Origin of the sequence: Helicobacter pylori Shi112, from assembly GCF_000277405.1 — a bacterium.
Lineage (GTDB): Bacteria > Campylobacterota > Campylobacteria > Campylobacterales > Helicobacteraceae > Helicobacter > Helicobacter pylori_C.
The window spans coordinates 444,221-459,408 of the sequence record NC_017741.1 but is presented as its reverse complement, the minus strand read 5'-3'; the positions used below and the strand labels follow the sequence as shown (position 1 = coordinate 459,408).

The window sequence follows — 15,188 nt, the reverse complement described above, 5'->3', positions numbered from 1 at the left end:
AACCCAATTCCAATCAAGCGATAATCTCTCATAAAGTGTAAGAACGCTACCGCTTTGCGTTATTTCACCACTCAAAAAGCGTTTTAACTTTCTTTAAATCTTTATACTCCACGCTTTTGATAGCGTGATCTTCTAATTCAAAATCCGCGCTCAAATCGTTAGCGTCTTTAAGGACAGCTTGGAAGCTTTCTTTATTTGTGAGTTTGACTCCCACTTTTTCGCCTAAAGAAAGCTTGAAGTGTTTGGGGGTTTTAAGCGTTCTTTCTAACCCCATGGAGCTCACTTCCAAAATATAAGCGTCTTGAATAAAATCGCACACATCTAATAAGGGCGAAATGATCTCGCTCACTTGCTGGCAAATATCCAAACTAACCGCTCCGTTAGGGTTTTTAAGGCTCACCCTTAAAACATGCTGCTCATTTTCTTTAATCAAACTCACATCATAAAGCAAATAACCCAAACTTTCAATCACGCCCTCTATTTTCTCTTCTATTTTTTTAGTCATTATCTTTCCCTTTAGCGATTTCATTAAATATGGCGTCTAGGCGGAGCTGCTTTTCTAAGCTGTTATCTAAAACAAAACTGAGTTTTGGGCATTTAAACCACCCGCTCGCCTGCAAAACAAACTGCCTGATCAAGCCCTCAGCTTTTTTTAATTTGGAAAGGATTTTATGATCTTGTGAAAGCACAAACACAAAAGCGTGGTGCTTCCCTTTAGAGCATTCCACTTTAGTAACGCTTAAAGAATTCAACTCGCTGTCGTTCAAGCTCGCTAAAGCCTCTTGCAATAATTCTAAAAGATTGGATTCTAAGCGTTCTTTATGAGCGTTCATTAGAGGGTTCTTTTTTTATGGATTTCTTTATAGGTTTCAAACACATCGCCCACTTTAATCTCATTATAATTGTCCAGCATGATCCCGCACTCATAGCCCTTAGAAACTTCTTTCACATCATCTTTAAAGCGTTTCAAAGAAAGGATTTCGCCGGTATGAATCACCACGCCATCCCTAATCAAACGCGCCTTAATGCCACGAGCGATCACCCCATCGCTCACCACACACCCAGCTATCGTGCCAACTTTAGGGATATTAAAGGTTTCTCTCACTTCCGCTTGCCCGGTATGCTCTTCTTCAATAATAGGACTCATCAAGCCTAATAACAGCGATCGCATTTCTTCAATCAAGGCATAAATCACCGTGTAAGTTTTAATGCTCACATTGTATTCTTTAGCCTTATTTTTCACATTACCGGTGGGGCGGATATTAAAGCCTAAAATCACCGCATGATCACTGCTAGAAACCAGGCTCAAATCATTCTCAGTAATGCCCCCCACCCCTGAGTGGATCACTTGAATCGCTACTTCTTCGTTATTAAGCTCTAACAAGCTGTTTTTGATGGCTTCTAAGCTTCCTTGCGTATCCGCTTTAATGACTACAGGAATGTTTTTCAATTCCTTATTAGCGACCATTTCTGAAAGCTCATCAAAAGACACTTTAGTGCTTTTACTCAAGGCTTTTTGGCGTAAATAAGTCGCCCTCTTTTGAGCTTGCAAGCGCGCGATAGAATCGTTTTCTACCCCTATTAAAACAGATCCCGCAGGCGGCACTTCGCTTAAGCCTGTGATGAGAGCCACCATAGAGGGTTTTAAATTTTGAATGCTCTTGCCTTGATCATCAGTCATCGTTCTTACTTTACCAAACGCTGTTTCGGCAAAAAAACTATCCCCCACGCTCAAAGTCCCGCTTTGGACAATCACAGTGGCTACTGCCCCACGCCCTTTTTCCACGCTTCCTTCTAAAACAACCGCTCTAGCGCTGCCCTCTTCTATGGCTTTTAATTCCATAATATCCGCTTGGATAAGAATGGTTTCTAACAAATTGTCAATGCCATCGCCCGTTTTAGCCGAAACAGGGATAAATTCATACTCTCCGCCCCAATCCACAGGGTTATAGCCAAGCTCAGCGCATTCGGCTTTGAGTTTGTCCGGATTCACATTAGGCTTATCCATTTTATTCATCGCAAAAATCACAGGCACATTAGCGGCCTTTGCATGCTCTAAAGCTTCAATAGTCTGTTGCTTCACCCCATCATCAGCCGCTATCACAATCACTGCAATATCTGTAACTTGAGCCCCACGATTACGCATCTGGCTAAAGGCTTCATGCCCTGGGGTGTCAATGAAAGACACCCACTTATCATTCTTTTCTACCATGTAAGCGCCAATGTGTTGAGTGATCCCCCCAGCTTCCGTGTGAGCGACTCTTTTATCACGGATTTTATCTAATAGTGAAGTTTTACCATGATCAACATGCCCCATGATAGTAACCACAGGCGGGCGCTCTTTTTTCACCCCCTCTAGCACTTCTTCTACTTCAAATTCTTCTAAAGTGTTTTGAACAGAAATTTCTAAATGGAACTCTTCGGCTAAAATTTCTATGCTATCCTTATCCAAAAAGTCGTTTTTAGTTACCATAAGCCCTAAATTAAAGAGGGTTTTAATCACATCAGCCAGATTCAAATTCGCTTTTTGCGCGAATTCATAAACGCGCACTTCTTCAGGGATTGAAATCGCGCTTTGGATCACTTTTTGGCTGTTATCGTTACGGAATGCGTGCTTTTTCTTGGATTGTCGCTTGATCCCGCTTTCATTCATCCAAGGGTTTTTTCTTTGGACGCGCACCCTGTCGTTGATATTTTGGCGGATTTCTTTTTCTTCTTCTTCCTTATTGAAATTATCTTGTTCATGCAAATCAAACAATAAGATTTCATCGGTTTCATCATCATAAATATCATTGCCCTTAAAATCCCTCGCATCGCTAAAATCAATTTTATGGGATTTGTTGTTTTTGGCTGTGGGGGTGGCTTTGGGCTTACTTGGTTTTTTGGCTTTTTTGGCCTCTTGTTTGTCTTTTTCTTGCCATTCTTTTTTAATGTCTTCAAAAATAGCCGCCGCGCTTTGAGTGGGTCTTTTGCTTTCAGCTACGCTGTTTTCAGTTTCATTTTCTGTTTCATCGTTGCGTTTAATCACCCTAAAACCGGTGCGCCTTTTAATGTTTTCATGGCGTTTGATCTCTTGCTCTTGCTTTTTAACTTCGCTGATTTCTTTTTTAGCGTTATTAACATTATTAGCGTTATTAACATTATTAGCGTTATTGGCACTGTTAGCGTTGCTTTGAGTGAGCTTGCTTAAGGCTTCTCGGCTTTTTTGGATTTCTTGGAGCTTTTGCTTGGCTTTTTCTATTTGAGAGTGGCTAACCACTTTAGGGGTGTTTTCTAGCGTTTGGTCTTCAAAAGTATTGACAATCTCTATCCCTCCTTTTTTTTTGGCAATGGGCACAGGAGCTTCTTTTTTCTTTTCTTTAGTTTTTTTGGGCTTTGGCTGGCTTTTTGTTTCTTCTTTTTTAGGCGTTTTGGAAACCTTTTTGTTAAGGGGTTTGGGCGTAGCGGTTATATTCAAATCATCTTTATTGTCTTGTTCAGGATTTTTAGTGGGTTTATTGGCTTGTATTTGTTCTTTAATGCCATCCACAATGTATTTGTATAGCTTGCCTGCTTGCTCTGGGGTCATTTTAGAATTTGTCTTAAGCTCTAAACCAATGTCTTTGGCTTGCTCGATCACATTTTTAAGCTCTTTTTGGGTTTTACCAAGCTCGGTTAAAAATTTTTTTAAATCAACCATCTCGCTCATGCTATGCTTCTCTCCTTAATCCAAGTAATGATATTTTTGGTATCTTTTGGGGCGTTCTTTATTTTTGAAACCGCTTTCAACAACTTTTTTTCTCCATTTTTCAAACAATTTTCACACACATAAAAACTACGGCCTTTGCCATCAAATTCCATGATCTGATTTTCAAAGCTTTTCAAACGCAACAAATCCTTTTGAGGTTGGCGCATTCTGCACGCCACACACATGCGGATTTTAATTTCAGTCTTTCTCAACAAGGACTCCATCATTATCAAAATCTAAAACCGCTACCCTAAATTTAGGGAATTTCTTGCTCAAAACCTGCTTTAATTTAGGGGCGTCCTCTTCATAACACATGTTAAAAAACGACGAACCGCTCCCTGAAAGCGTGCTCATTAAGGCGTTATTTTCTAAAGCGAGCTTTTGGATCGCGAACAACACGGGATAAGTTTGCATGCGCTTGTATTGATGCATCCTGTCTTTAGAACAACAACGCAATAAATCCCACTTCCCCTGCACAATCGCCATCGTCATCAAGCTCGCATGCGAAAGGTTAAACACGCTTTCTTGCACGCTGTAACGCTTGGGCAAGAGATGGCGCGATTGCTTGGTAGAAATGGCCCTATTAGGGATCACCATCACCGCTTTTAAAAAAGAAGGGATTGTGGTTTTCAAACTTATCACTTTCTTTTTTTCCACAAACGCTGCATTATACCCCCCAAACACCGCCGGGGTGATATTATCCGGGTGGTTTTCATAAATTAAAGCGGTATTGACAATGTTTTCTCTATCAAAAGCAAACCCTAAAAACGCAAACGCTGAAGCGACCGCCCCCACAATCATCGCCGAGCTAGACCCCATGCCCCTTGTAATAGGGACTTTATTATGCAATAAAAATTTAAATGAGCCGTCATTCCCATGCTTTTTTAAAATCTCATAAAACACTTTAGTGAAAATATTGTTGGTTAAAAACTTAGGGATCCCTTCACCCTCCCCAACCAATTTCACCGCATGAAAACTGCTAGGCTCAATAAAAAAACGATTGCGTAAATTCAAGCTCAAACCCAAGCAATCAAAACCGGGGCCTAAATTCGCACTTGTTGCAGGAACACTCACTACCAAATTTTAAACCCCTATTGTTGATACCCTTTCATTTTTTAAAACCAGCATTATACACTAAATAGGAGGCAAAATGTAAAACGGCGTGTTCAATTGGGTGAATTTGTCTTTCTCTAAAAAGGGGGGCAGCATGAAATCTTTTGGTGCGATTTTCAAATCTTTAAAATCGCTCAAGCTTTCCATTTCTTTTGAAACAAAGTATTTATTGGCATACGCTAAAATGGGCGTGTTGCCGTTAAAATCAAAGCCTGTGGTGGAATAGAGTTCAAAGTCATGGATTAAAGCCAAAGTGTGTAAGAAAACATGCGTGAGCTTTAGGCTAGTGAAACTCCCTGGCCCTTTAGCGTAATAAACCCCTTTAATCGCCGGTAAAGTAGGGTTTTTAAAATCTTCAAATAATTGCGAAAAAACTTCCACTAAAGCTTCGCTTGTTTTTGCTTTAGAAGTGTAAGAAGCGCATAAAAAATTGTTTTGATACACCCCAAGCAAGACCTTCTCGCCTAAAGAGACAAGCACTAAATCCAATTCCAAAAAATAAACCCTAATTCAGGATTAAGCGAAAGCCTTTTGCAACGCAAATTCTTTAGCCGGATCTGTAGCGATCAAAACTTCGTAATTTTTAGCGTCCGCCAAAATGGCTTTAACCAACATGGAATTGAGCTTATGACTCCCTGAAAAAGAAGTGTATTTGCCCATCACAGGCATGCCTAAAACCATTAGATCCCCCATAGCGTCTAAAATCTTGTGGCACACAAATTCCTTTTCGCACCTCAAACCCTCTTTATTCAAAATGCTGTTTTCATCTAGGACGATGCAATTATTCAAACTCCCCCCTTTAGCCAAACCAATGGATCGCAAGTAATTCACTTCTTGCAAAAACCCAAAGGTGCGAGCTTTAGCGACTTGCTCTTTATAAGCGGTTTTACTAAAAACGAAATGGTGGGCTTGCTTAGCGATAACCGGATGGTTAAAATCAATCGCAAAATTCAAAGAAAGCTGGCTGTCTGGCTCAATTTTAACAAACTTATCGCCCTCTCTAACCTCAATAGCTTGCTTGATTTCCATCACCTTTTTAGGAGCGTCTAGTTCTTTAATCCCTGCTTCATCTAAAAGCATGCAATAAGCCAAAGCACTCCCATCCATGATAGGGATTTCTTCGTTATCCACAGAGATCTTAAGGTTGTCAATGCCATACGCATGGACAGCTGAAAGCAAATGCTCGATCGTAGAAATTCTAGCATTATCCTTACCCAACACGGTTGCCATTTTGGTATCCACGATGTTTTCAGGTTTTAAGGGGAGCTTCACGCCCAAATCAGAGCGGTAAAAAACAATGCCTTGATTTTCTTCTAAAGGCTCTAAAACAAGCTTCACAGGAACGCCCTTGTGCAAGCCTATCCCTACTAATTCCACAGAGTGGTTAATGGTTGTTTGTTTCATAATACTTCCTTTATGTCTAGTATATCGTCATTTTTAGTGATTATTTTAATATTTTTATTTACCAAAAGCCGTTCAATCTCTTTTAGAGATAAAATTTTATTTTGAAAAACGATTTGAACGCTCTTGACTTCTTTCAAAATCAAACACTCTCCAAAGCACACAATCGCCCCTTCACAAACCCCATAAACCGACACACAGCCTTCTGAAATAATCTTGGCTCCATTGTGGATATTACCCAAAAAAATAAGGTGGTTAGCGCTATAAATCTCTTCCCCACTCCTGATATGGCGCTCATAAATCGTTGTTTTAGGTTCTGTTTTAGAATGATTGGGTGCTGGATGGTTGGTTTCTTCTTTTATAGACATGGTTTTGATATGACGCCCGTTTAAAGGGCGATTCGTTTCTAAAAACAAAAGCTGGTGTTTGCGCAAAATGGCTTTGACTTCTGGTTCAATATCATATTTAAATATAATAAGAAAATACTGCAAAAGGGCATGGTTTTTTTCTAAAAATCCTATGACCGCTTCAGGCTCTTGCTTTTCAATTTCAAACGCATGCACATTTTTTTGATTCGTTTTTAACATGACTATCCTTTCATTAAAAGCCACTTGGCTTGCTCTATGGGGGCGATGATATTGGTTTTTATCCATTGCTCATTAAGCCATTCATTAGGCCGGACAAAAACCCCTTGCAAAAGCGTCCCTAAATGCAACCCGCTCCCTAATTTCAAACCACTACTCCCCACGCTTTCATCATCTTTTAAATGGGCTAAAAAAACGCACAAACCCAGCCCATAACAATTGATCAAACTATTACCATAAAAATCTAACTCCCCCTTAAAAACCCTCTTCACAGATGAATCAAACGCTAAAGATAAATCCTTGCCAGGTATCAAATCCACCCCTAAATGCAAGAATTGGAACAACACCTGATTATCCCTTAAGATACGCCGATTTTCTAAAAAATTGCTTGCCATTTTAAAAGGCCCATTCAAGGGTTTTAGCGCTTGAAAATGAGAAAAATCCTTATAAAAATCCCCTTGCTCTAAAACGATCTTGTGGATTTTTTCTAAATCTTTTGGGCGCGCGTTGGAAAATCTTTCTAACAAAGTTTGTTCAGTGTGGTTTTGGGATTTTTCTTGCTTTGCAATCTTATCTTTTAAAGCACTTAAGTCTATATCTTTTTCCCTCAAACGATGGGTTTTTCGCTTGAATAATATTGGGATGGTATTAGAGTTATAGGCTTTATCTTTAGCGACAATGAACGCCTTAAAATCCTTATTTTTATAAGACCAAGGCACTAGAGCGATAAAAACATTACGCTGTTTGAATTCTAAAAGCCTGAAAGCTTCAAAATCCTTCTTTTTGACGCGTACAAACGCTTGAGATAAATTCTTATCCAAAGCTTCAAAAACGACTATCGCGCTCCCTCCATAAGCGATGCTTGGGGATCGAGATAAAATAGTAATTGAGGGTTTTATCGTATCAACGCACACTTCTTGTTTGAAAGACGCTTTATTGCCATTGAAAAAATTAGCATAACTCCAATCATTAGCTTGAATTTCATACAAAAGGCACTTGTCTTCTAGCCCCATGATTTCAGGCTTGATCAAAGGCACTTCTAAAGATTTGGGTTTATCCAACACCAGATTTTCTTTTTCGTATAAGATCAAATCATCTTGTGTGGTTACTTTCAATTCATAGCGTTTGATGCCCTTTGGGGCTACTATTTTAATCTTAATGGGTTTTTTTAAATCCCAAAAAAGCGCTTCATCATTGCTATTAAGCGCACCCTCTTTGCTATTTAAACTAAAACTTAAAGCTTTGGGTTTTGTGATTAAAGCGTTAAAAATCAAATAACCCACTAAAATTAAAACGACTATCGCTAAAATTTTAAACCTTAACTCCAAGATCAAGCCTTAAAAAATAAACGCATAATTCACTAATAAAAAACTGGATCGCTTGAACTGGTTGTTAGCCGAAACCAACAAACGCTCATCATCTTCTTTATTTTGATAAACCGCTCCCTCTTCCACTCCCATTCTCAAATAGCTAATCGGTAATTTTGTGCCAATCTCTAAGCGGTGTTTCCTATAAAGCGTTAAACTCACGCCCACATTAAAAGTGTAATCCACTTCAATCAAAGATTTCCATAAAAAATTAGGGCTTGAATAGCCCCCCACTACCAAATTCCTCCCGTTTTGATTAGGCTTGTCTTGATAGAGCATAAGCCCTATCCCAAAACCCGCATAAACGCCTAAAAAATGCTTTTTAGTTTTAAAATCTAAAGGCATATCAAACAACAAATCCGTATTCATAGCCCCTAAAACATAAATAAACGAGCCTACAGGTTGCTTGAGCGCATTCTCTTTTAACACCCCACCCCCAAGCAATAAATCCCCATAAAATCGTGTCCCAAAATAAGGCACAAAGTATTTTTGATACCCGAATTTAGTGCTAATCATAGAAACAGGAGCGTTTAAGCTGATATTGTTTTTAAACGCGCTAGGGGCATTCGTACCATATCTGTCTAACATTTCCCCTTGATAAGACAAGTTAAGTTCCCCATAAGCATACCCACCCCCTAAAAAAACCCCACTCTTATCATCGGCTATGGAAAAAGATTTGAGCAATTTCTCTTTTTTCTTGGAAGAAATTTTAGGATAAGATCGATCAATATATTCTTCTTCAAACTTATCCTTATTTATCTCTTTGGGCGAAACCCCTTTTTCGGTGAGCTGTTGCTTTAAATGGTTTATTTTTTCGTCTAATTGTTGGTTTTCTTCTTCTAAATTGTCATAATCTGTCGCTTGAAGTCCCAGTATGAGCGCGATATAAATCAAACAATATTTAAATTTCAACATTTTAGCCTTTACAATAAATAGTTGTAACTAATATAATAAATATTAGTGCTTTTAAAATAATATAAAAAGGTTTGCGAAGCTTCTTTTAAGGGAGGCATTTTTAAGGCTAATTCAAAGCGGTGTTTGAGGTTAAGCGTCATGCTCACCCCTAAATTTAACACTAACCCAAAAGCGTTAGGCTGTGAATACCCTTTAATCTCTTTTAAATTTTGATACATCCCATTCCACCCCACTCCAACGCCTCCAAATATCCCTAACGCAAACCTTTTTTCTTTGTCAATAGGCTTATCCATCAACAGATCAATATTCAAGCTTGCGGTTTGATAAGAAGCTAAAGAATCGCTTTTAAACCCTTTCATCGCCCCCCCTAAATATTCCCCATAAAAGCGTAAGGCGCTAATCCCGTTAGCAAAATACTTTTGATACCCGCTCCTTAAGCCATACAACAAAGGAGAAGCTTGAATATTGCTTGAAGGTTCAAAGCTCTCATAAGATCGAGCGTTAGGATGAGCGTTAATGCCTATATCGCCAAGAATTACGCCTATAAAAAAACCGCTCTTATTTTTAGCCATTTGTTGGAATAAGATGGATTCATTTTTTTCATGCAATTCCCCTTTGAGCATGTAAAGCTGGCGTTTTTTCTTATGGATTTCTTCAAGCAGGCTTTTTTCATCAATCTTTTTTTTAGCTTCCTTGTTTTCTTCAAACTCTAGCGTTTGGGTGCGTTTTTCTTCCAAAAGAACGGGAGCGTCTTTAGGGGTATTTTCTTCAGTCATATTCTCTTGAGCCGTATTTTCTTCAGCATTCAAGCCTAAAATAAAACCAAAGCATAAAATGAGATTTTTTATTTTTTTAGAACACATATTGATACCCAATGCTTGCTATAGCTCCCCACCAAGTCTCTTTTGAAGAATTAGATTGCAAAAAAGGGAAATTATTTAAAATTTTAAATTCAAGTTCAATGCGGTTTTTTTCTAATACCGTTAGAGCCAATCCTGCGTTAAAAGACATCCCCCATTCCGCCGTATAATTCACCCCATGCGCTACAACCCCTAAACCTAAACCCATATAACCCCCCATATAAAGGTATTTTCCCACAAAAGGTAAGGGAATGTCCAATAAAAAATCCCCATTCAGCATAACCGATTGAAACCCCACGCTCCCAAAGCCCGCTTTTTTAGGAGCTCCTCCATAATATTGGATATAAATGCGCCTGCCAATGATATTTGGCTTGACCAAGCGCGCAAAAAACGACGGCCTGAAAGTTTGATAGCCAAAACGCAAGCCATAAGCGAACAAATAATTTAAAATATTCCCCGTGATGCTAGAGCTATTAGTTCTAACCATGATTTCATGGTTGTAAAAAAACCCGGTATTGATCCCTAAAATAAGCCCGCTTTTAGCGTTCGCCCTTTTTAAGTCTTTGATCAATTCTTCAACTTCTTTATCTTCATAGGCTTTATAATACTTGATATACTTGTAGTATTTTGGGTCCAAGGTGTCATAATCAAGCGCGTTCAATCCCGAATAAAACCCCATTAAAAACCATAAAATAACATATTTTTTAAGACCCAAAATCGCTAAATCCCTTGAATTGTTTGTTAAAAGTTTTTTCCAATTATACTAAAATAATTAAAATGACCGGTTAAAATTGAGTGAAATTTTACCCACCCCAATAAAGTCATGCTACAATGCCACTATATTTAACACTTAGGATTTTTCAATGAGCATGCAAACCGCCCCAATTAAAAAAATCACTCTCAACCACCTCCAAGCTAAAAAAAATCAAGAAAAAATCATCGCTATCACCGCTTATGATGCGCTATTCGCTCAAATATTTGATCCGCTAGTGGATGTGATTTTAGTGGGCGATAGTTTGAATATGAGTTTTTTCAATCAAAACGACACTTTAAATGCGAGTGTGGGAATGATGCTCTATCACACCAAAGCCGTGTGCGCGGGTGCTAAAATTCCTTTTATCATCACAGACATGCCCTTTGGAAGCTATAAAGATGAAAAAACAGCCCTAAAAAACGCCATTAGAGTTTATAAAGAAACCCAAGCGAGCGCGATCAAACTGGAGGGAGGGAAAGAAAAAGCGAAACTGGTTAAAACGCTCACTGATGAGGGCGTTATCGTGGTAGGACACATCGGCTTAATGCCCCAATTCGTGCGTCTTGATGGAGGTTATAAGATTAAGGGCAAAAATGAAGAGCAACAAAAAAAACTTTTAGAAGACGCCTTGAGTTTAGAAGAAGCCGGTGCGGGTTTATTGGTTTTAGAGGGTATAACCACCCCTATCGCTCAAAAAATCACGCAAACAATCAAAATCCCCACGATCGGCATAGGGAGCGGTAAAGATTGCGACGGGCAGATTTTAGTGTGGAGCGATATGTTAGGCTTTTTTGATAGTTTTAAGCCTAAATTCGTGCGAGAATACCTTAAGGGGAAAGAATTGGTTCAAAACGCTATCAAACAATACGCTGATGATGTGAAAAAGGGAAACTTCCCTAACGAATTAGAAAGTTATCATTAAATGAAAGAACGGATAGTCAATTTAGAAACTTTGGATTTTGAAACTTCTCAAGAAGCGAGTTTGCGCCCTAATCTTTGGGAAGATTATATCGGTCAAGAAAAGATTAAAAGCAATTTGCAAGTTTCTATTTGCGCGGCTAAAAAACGCCAAGAAAGTTTGGATCACATGCTCTTTTTTGGCCCGCCCGGTTTGGGTAAAACTTCAATAAGCCATATCATCGCTAAAGAAATGGAAACCAATCTCAAAATCACCGCCGCTCCCATGATAGAAAAAAGCGGTGATTTGGCCGCCATTTTGACGAATTTGCAAGCTAAAGACATTCTTTTTATTGATGAAATCCACCGGCTTAGCCCAGCGATTGAAGAGGTTTTATACCCGGCTATGGAAGATTTCAGGTTGGATATTATCATAGGCTCAGGCCCGGCGGCTCAAACCATTAAAATTGATTTACCCCCTTTCACCCTCATCGGCGCTACCACCAGAGCCGGAATGCTCTCTAACCCCTTAAGAGACAGATTTGGCATGAGCTTTAGAATGCAATTTTATAACCCTAGCGAACTGGCTCTTATTATCAAAAAAGCCGCCGCCAAACTCAACCAAGACATCAAAGAAGAAAGCGCTGATGAAATCGCTAAAAGGAGTAGAGGCACGCCAAGGATTGCTTTAAGGCTTTTAAAAAGGGTGCGCGATTTTGCGTTAGTCAAAAATTCAAGCTTGATGGATTTAAACATCACTTTGCATGCTTTGAATGAATTAGGCGTGAATGAATTAGGCTTTGATGAAGCGGATTTGGCGTATTTGTCTTTGTTGGCTAACGCTCAAGGACGACCGGTGGGTTTGAACACGATTGCAGCATCTATGAGAGAAGATGAAGGCACGATTGAAGATGTGATTGAGCCTTTTTTACTCGCTAATGGTTATTTAGAGCGCACCGCTAAAGGCAGAATCGCCACGCCTAAAACCCATGCGCTTTTAAAAATCCCTACAACCACCCCTACTCCAGCAAGTCTATTTTAGTTTGGCAATATGAATTTTCTATGAAAACTTTTAATCCACAAAAATCGTAGGTGTGTTCAAACCAAGCTCATATATTTATTGCAGAAATATTGATTTTTATAGCATTTTTGTTATAGTATTCACTACGAAATCAAAATTTTTATAGGAAATACTTATTTTGCTAACTTATGCAGATTTATTTGCAGGTATCGGTGGTTTTAGACTTGCTTTAGATTCTTTAGGGTTAAAATGTGTTTTTAGTGCAGAAAACAATCCCCATGCCATAGCCATGTATCAAGCAAATTTTGATGATGACTCCACTTGTGATATTACTCTTTTAAATCCAAACACTATGCCAAATTTTGATATTTTATGTGCTGGATTTCCTTGTCAAGCATTTTCAGTATGTGGTAAGCAAAAAGGCTTTGAAGATACAACAAGGGGAACATTATTTTTTGATATTTGTAGGATTTTAAAAAATAAGAAACCAAAGATTTTTATCTTAGAAAATGTAAAAAATCTCTTAAAACACAATAAGGGCAACACGCTATTTGTAATGTTACAAGCCCTTAGTAATTTAGGTTATAGCGTGAGTTATCAAATTTTAAACGCTAAAAATTTTTCAGTCCCACAAAATAGAGAAAGAATTATCATTGTAGGATATTTAGGCTCTCAAGTCTTTGACTTTAATCCTATTAAAACAAATCCTATTACTGACATGCAAAATTTTTTAGATAAGAGTGGTCATTTTGAGATTTTAGAACCTTATGAATACACTCTATTGGATAACCAGTTACTTAAGAGGCAAAATTCAGGACTTATTTTTTGTGGCTATCGTAATAAAAAAATCCGCACTAAAGGTACAAGAGAAAATACAGAACATTTAAGCAGAGTTCATAAACAGCCTAATAGGATTTATCATGTGAAGGGTATACACCCCACCATTGCTAGTCAAGAGCAAAGTGGTCGTTATTTCATTTATACGGATAATTTAGTAAGAAAATTAACTCTAAATGAATGTTTTTCTTTTATGGGGTTTCCTAAAGATTTCAAAAAAATAGGCACAAACTCACAGCTTTATGAACGCATAGGCAATAGCGTGTGTGTTCCTATGATTAAGGCTATCATGAAAGAAGTATTAAATCAATTTTACAAACAACCCCTTAAGGAAAATAATATGCAAAATAAAATTTTAGAATTTTTAGAAAAAATTTATAAAGAATGTGTGAGCTTAAAAAATTTAGACAGCTTGAATTTAAGCAAAACACAACTCCAAAAAGCTCAAATGATTGTTGAAAAAGAAGAAACTTTTAAGGGTGTTTATACGGTTTTAATCACAAGCTTAGTTTATAAAAGCAACTACCATGAGCAAGATATTAGGTTTCATCAAGCAAATATGAAAAATGGATATAGTGGTAGAAGTTTTGATACCAAATTTATCACGCCTTTTTTAAAGCAAAAGCAATTTCTAGGGGCTATGAAAGAAAGTGGGTGGCTTACAAGAAGTTTAGAACAAAATTTACCCTATACCATAGATTATCCAGGAAAAATTTCAAGCGTTTCTATTAAAAAAGCGTTTTTAGAAATTTTAGATGATGTAGAAAAAAATCCAAACTTATCTACACCATACTTAAAAGCTCTATTTTATTTAAGCATTAGAGAAAAAACGAGAAAGGCTATTATTCTTGTTAAGCCTATCATAAAAGAATCTAGCTATAGCATAGATTTTATCATCAATACACTACAAAAACATTTTAACTACGCTTATAAAAGTAGGGGGGCTTCTATATTGCCTGTAGTGGCTTTGTTTAGCATATATGAATGTTTAATCTTAGAGCTAGGGCGTTTTACTAATAAAAGCTTAAAGCCTTTAGATTCTCATTATAGTTGCGATAGAAGTAGTGGCAATGCTGGAGACATTGTAATTTTAGATGAACAAAAACAATTATTTGAAGTTATAGAAATTAAATTTAATATCGCTATAGATAGTATTATGCTACAAGACGCTTATAAAAAAATTGCTCAAACACCTATTAAGCGATACTACATTTTAAGCACTTTGCCCATTCAAAACAAAACAGAATTACAAAAGATTATAGATAAAATTGAGCATGAACATGGTTGTCAAGTAATTGTTAATGGAATTTATGATACCTTAAAATATTACTTGAGACTGATTAAAAACACGGAACATTTTATAAATAATTATCTTAAAAATATCTCGCAAAATACAGAAATCAATGAAGAGCATAAACTTGCATGGAATAATATTATTGATTCAAAAATAAACTAAAAATAAAATAAGAATTGGCGAGAGAGTAGAAGAATCGAACTTCTCAGCACCTAGACATCTAGGCACTCTGTGGGTTTGAAGCCCAAGGCATACACCAGATACGCTTACTCTCCATAAAGCAAGTTAAGAATAACTAGTGGCATTCTAGCATAAAAATTTTAGAACCAAGGACTAACAAAATTCAAACTTTTACTTTTTAATCTTGTTTAGAAAGAAAATTACACTACAATAACGATAAAATTTTAAAGGGTGTAAA

General features: G+C 37.5%; 15 protein-coding genes and 1 tRNA gene. 3 read left to right on the top strand and 13 right to left on the bottom strand.

All coding sequences use genetic code 11. The features are described 5' to 3' along the window. Nucleotides 1-64: 64 nt before the first annotated feature. Genes HPSH112_RS02235 through HPSH112_RS02180 form a run of 12 tightly spaced genes read right to left on the bottom strand, consistent with a single transcriptional unit; the run spans nt 65 to nt 10,682 of the window. Nucleotides 65-505: a ribosome maturation factor RimP gene (locus tag HPSH112_RS02235; RefSeq protein ID WP_000162229.1), complete on the bottom strand. Its 441-nt coding sequence runs from the start codon at nt 503-505 to the stop codon at nt 65-67. Further along, nucleotides 498-833: a 30S ribosome-binding factor RbfA gene (rbfA, locus tag HPSH112_RS02230; protein ID WP_000991174.1), complete on the bottom strand. Its 336-nt coding sequence runs from the start codon at nt 831-833 to the stop codon at nt 498-500. Before rbfA ends, HPSH112_RS02235 begins: the two co-directional genes overlap by 8 nt. Beyond that, the gene (gene infB, locus HPSH112_RS02225) at nt 833-3,688 is read right to left on the bottom strand and encodes a translation initiation factor IF-2 (RefSeq protein ID WP_001293398.1); all 2,856 of its coding nucleotides are present in this window, start codon (nt 3,686-3,688) and stop codon (nt 833-835) included. The genes rbfA and infB overlap by 1 nt, the downstream gene beginning before the upstream one ends. Beyond that, entirely contained in the window at nt 3,685-3,939 is a 255-nt protein-coding gene (locus HPSH112_RS02220; RefSeq protein WP_001232496.1) for a DUF448 domain-containing protein, read from the bottom strand. Before HPSH112_RS02220 ends, infB begins: the two co-directional genes overlap by 4 nt. Next, nucleotides 3,926-4,807: a homoserine kinase gene (gene thrB, locus HPSH112_RS02215; protein ID WP_000261717.1), complete on the bottom strand. Its 882-nt coding sequence runs from the start codon at nt 4,805-4,807 to the stop codon at nt 3,926-3,928. The genes HPSH112_RS02220 and thrB overlap by 14 nt, the downstream gene beginning before the upstream one ends. 54 nt (nt 4,808-4,861) lie before the next feature. Further along, nucleotides 4,862-5,335, bottom strand: coding sequence for a tRNA threonylcarbamoyladenosine biosynthesis protein TsaB (locus HPSH112_RS02210; RefSeq protein WP_000418021.1), 474 nt, complete (start codon nt 5,333-5,335; stop codon nt 4,862-4,864). 21 nt (nt 5,336-5,356) lie between these two features. Further along, nucleotides 5,357-6,244 carry a UDP-3-O-acyl-N-acetylglucosamine deacetylase gene (gene lpxC / locus HPSH112_RS02205; RefSeq protein ID WP_000815187.1) on the bottom strand — a complete coding sequence of 296 codons (888 nt, stop codon included), beginning with the start codon at nt 6,242-6,244 and terminating at the stop codon, nt 5,357-5,359. Then, on the bottom strand, nt 6,241-6,828 hold the full coding sequence (minC, locus tag HPSH112_RS02200) for a septum site-determining protein MinC (protein WP_000921039.1): 588 nt from the start codon (nt 6,826-6,828) through the stop codon (nt 6,241-6,243). Before minC ends, lpxC begins: the two co-directional genes overlap by 4 nt. Nucleotides 6,829-6,830: 2 nt before the next feature. Continuing rightward, nucleotides 6,831-8,153: a M23 family metallopeptidase gene (locus HPSH112_RS02195; RefSeq protein WP_000423073.1), complete on the bottom strand. Its 1,323-nt coding sequence runs from the start codon at nt 8,151-8,153 to the stop codon at nt 6,831-6,833. A gap of 9 nt (nt 8,154-8,162) precedes the next feature. Then, nucleotides 8,163-9,107, bottom strand: a complete 945-nt coding sequence (locus HPSH112_RS02190; protein ID WP_000911212.1) for an outer membrane beta-barrel protein — start codon at nt 9,105-9,107, stop codon at nt 8,163-8,165. Nucleotides 9,108-9,115: 8 nt separating this feature from the next. Continuing rightward, on the bottom strand, nt 9,116-9,970 hold the full coding sequence (locus HPSH112_RS02185) for an outer membrane beta-barrel protein (protein WP_014662208.1): 855 nt from the start codon (nt 9,968-9,970) through the stop codon (nt 9,116-9,118). Further along, nucleotides 9,960-10,682, bottom strand: a complete 723-nt coding sequence (locus HPSH112_RS02180) for a hypothetical protein (RefSeq protein ID WP_000523345.1) — start codon at nt 10,680-10,682, stop codon at nt 9,960-9,962. Before HPSH112_RS02180 ends, HPSH112_RS02185 begins: the two co-directional genes overlap by 11 nt. A gap of 148 nt (nt 10,683-10,830) precedes the next feature. Here HPSH112_RS02180 and panB point away from each other — a divergent pair, with 148 nt between their 5' ends. The 3 genes from panB (at nt 10,831) to HPSH112_RS02165 (ending at nt 14,932) form a co-directional block, all read left to right on the top strand. Continuing rightward, entirely contained in the window at nt 10,831-11,643 is an 813-nt protein-coding gene (panB, locus tag HPSH112_RS08475) for a 3-methyl-2-oxobutanoate hydroxymethyltransferase (protein WP_000062663.1), read from the top strand. Beyond that, on the top strand, nt 11,644-12,660 hold the full coding sequence (gene ruvB / locus HPSH112_RS08470) for a Holliday junction branch migration DNA helicase RuvB (RefSeq protein WP_000664453.1): 1,017 nt from the start codon (nt 11,644-11,646) through the stop codon (nt 12,658-12,660). A gap of 157 nt (nt 12,661-12,817) precedes the next feature. Next, nucleotides 12,818-14,932: a DNA cytosine methyltransferase gene (locus tag HPSH112_RS02165; RefSeq protein WP_000958896.1), complete on the top strand. Its 2,115-nt coding sequence runs from the start codon at nt 12,818-12,820 to the stop codon at nt 14,930-14,932. A gap of 15 nt (nt 14,933-14,947) precedes the next feature. Here the strand turns inward: HPSH112_RS02165 and HPSH112_RS08465 are convergent. After that, nucleotides 14,948-15,045 (bottom strand) — tRNA-Sec (locus HPSH112_RS08465). Between the last annotated feature and the right edge of the window lie 143 nt (nt 15,046-15,188).

Excerpts from the sequence above, each read along its gene's own strand:
- rbfA (WP_000991174.1), bottom strand. The coding sequence starts at position 833 with ATGAACGCTCATAAAGAACGCTTAGAATCCAATCTTTTAGAATTATTG.
- panB (WP_000062663.1), top strand. The coding sequence starts at position 10,831 with ATGAGCATGCAAACCGCCCCAATTAAAAAAATCACTCTCAACCACCTC.
- ruvB (WP_000664453.1), top strand. The coding sequence starts at position 11,644 with ATGAAAGAACGGATAGTCAATTTAGAAACTTTGGATTTTGAAACTTCT.
- lpxC (WP_000815187.1), bottom strand. The coding sequence starts at position 6,244 with ATGAAACAAACAACCATTAACCACTCTGTGGAATTAGTAGGGATAGGC.
- minC (WP_000921039.1), bottom strand. The coding sequence starts at position 6,828 with ATGTTAAAAACGAATCAAAAAAATGTGCATGCGTTTGAAATTGAAAAG.
- HPSH112_RS02185 (WP_014662208.1), bottom strand. The coding sequence starts at position 9,970 with ATGTGTTCTAAAAAAATAAAAAATCTCATTTTATGCTTTGGTTTTATT.
- infB (WP_001293398.1), bottom strand. The coding sequence starts at position 3,688 with ATGAGCGAGATGGTTGATTTAAAAAAATTTTTAACCGAGCTTGGTAAA.
- HPSH112_RS02235 (WP_000162229.1), bottom strand. The coding sequence starts at position 505 with ATGACTAAAAAAATAGAAGAGAAAATAGAGGGCGTGATTGAAAGTTTG.
- HPSH112_RS02190 (WP_000911212.1), bottom strand. The coding sequence starts at position 9,107 with ATGTTGAAATTTAAATATTGTTTGATTTATATCGCGCTCATACTGGGA.